The sequence below is a fragment of the Methylobacterium sp. BTF04 genome, from assembly GCF_010692745.1.
Taxonomy (GTDB): domain Bacteria; phylum Pseudomonadota; class Alphaproteobacteria; order Rhizobiales; family Beijerinckiaceae; genus Methylobacterium.
In genome coordinates this window covers 1-1,679 of sequence record NZ_JAAHTB010000164.1, presented here as the reverse complement: position 1 = coordinate 1,679, position 1,679 = coordinate 1, and the positions used below count along the sequence as shown (strand labels likewise).

At 64.7% G+C, this 1,679-nt stretch carries 1 protein-coding gene and 1 pseudogene; one reads left to right on the top strand and one right to left on the bottom strand.

The window, feature by feature from the left end:
- Positions 1–262 precede the first annotated feature (262 nt).
- Positions 263–955, top strand: a pseudogene (locus G3T14_RS24055) (ISL3 family transposase); the annotation flags it as partial.
- 119 nt (positions 956–1,074) lie between these two features.
- Here G3T14_RS24055 and istB read toward each other — a convergent pair.
- Positions 1,075–1,679 (bottom strand): IS21-like element helper ATPase IstB (istB, locus tag G3T14_RS24050; protein ID WP_163644990.1); only part of this gene is annotated, 605 nt, incomplete at its 5' end.

Genomic DNA, 1,679 nt, shown 5'->3' with positions numbered 1-1,679 from the left:
TCCCTCACGTCGGGGATAGCTTAGCCTCCTGTCCAGATTTCCAGCACCACCTCAGGATGGTGGCCTGCCCCCATTCGGTGGCTCAGGTTCGAGGTTAGTGCATCGTTGGTCGCGTGACGATAGCGTAGTGAACGACCGGCGCTGAACTGCTCGGCTCTTCAGGCCAGATGACGACTGATCCTCCCCCGATTTCACGGTTCTCCCGCAGTTTGCGTGGAAAGGTCACGGCGACGCGGTGCCGATGGGCTGATTCACGGCAGGGATGATTCTGTCTTCATCTCTGCCGGGCTGCATCGTCGACCAAGTCGTCCGCTGCTCCGGTCATCTCATCATCCTCGCTTCTGTTCGCCGGGATCACGGGCGCTGTCTCGACTGCGGCGAGCCAAGCTCTGCCGTTCATAGCCGATACGTCCGGCATTCCGCCGATCTTCCGAGCCTTAGCGAAGCCGTGACGCTGCGGCTGAAGGTTCGCCGCTTCTACTGCCACCATCCCACCTGCCGACGTCGCACGTTTGTCGAACCGCTGCCTCGGCTTCTCCCACCACGCGCCCGACGCACTGGTCGGCACGCTCGTGAAAAGGCTCGGGTGGGCTTTGCATTCGGTGGCGAAGCCGGCGCTCGCCACGCCGGACATCTGTCGATGGCCACCAGCCCCGATACGGTGCTGCGTCTCGTCCATGGCGTGAAGCTGCCGCCGATCGGTCCGCTGCAAGCAGTAGGAATCGACGACTGGGCCATCCGTAAGGAGCAGACCTACGGTACGCTTGTCGGCGATCTCGACCGGCAACGTCCCATCGATCTACTGCCGGACCGATCCAGTACAACGGTTGCCGAGTGGCTGCGTCGCAACCCCGGTATCGCGGTCATCACACGCGACCGCTCGTCCGAATACGCGCGCGCAGCTACCATGGGCGCTCCCGCGGCCCTTCAGGTCGCGGACCGTTGGCATCTTGTAAAGGGCGGACCAATTCCATGCCGCTGCGGCGGAGTAAAACCAGGCCAGTGGCGGCCGGCCGTTTGAACGATGAAGGGGCCCGATCGGGCCCCTTCATCGTTCGTCGCCGATTGTGAAGCTCAAGTTGGCAGGATCTCGCCCGTCTCGGGATCGTGGGGGTCGGCCGTGGCCTGGTTTTGCTCCGCCCTGCTGTCGGCGCGGCCGCGCCGGCTGCGGGAGGATTTGAGGCGGTAGCTGTCGCCGTTCAAGCTGAGGATGCTGACGTGATGGGTGAGCCGGTCGAGCAGCGCGCCGGTGAGCCGCTCTGAGCCCAGAACCGAGGTCCAGTCCTCGAACGGCAGGTTCGAGGTCACCACGGTCGAGCCGCGTTCGTAGCGCTGCGAGAAGGTCTCGAACAGCAACTCGGCCCCTGTCGGCGACAGCGGCACGTAGCCGAGCTCGTCGACGATCAGGAGCTTCACCGAAGCGAGTTCGCGCTGCAGCCGGAGCAGACGGCGCTCGTCGCGGGCCTCCAGAAGCTGGTTGACCAGAGAGGCCGCGGTGGTGAACGCGACCGAGAAGCCCTTCTGACAGGCCGCCAGGCCGAGAGCCAAGGCGATGTGGGTCTTGCCGGTGCCGGAGTTGCCGAGTGCGATGACGTTCTCTCGACCGAGGATGTAGCCGCAGCGCGCCAGCTCCAGCACGAGCATCTTGTTCAGGCTCGGGATCGCGGTGAAGTCGAAGG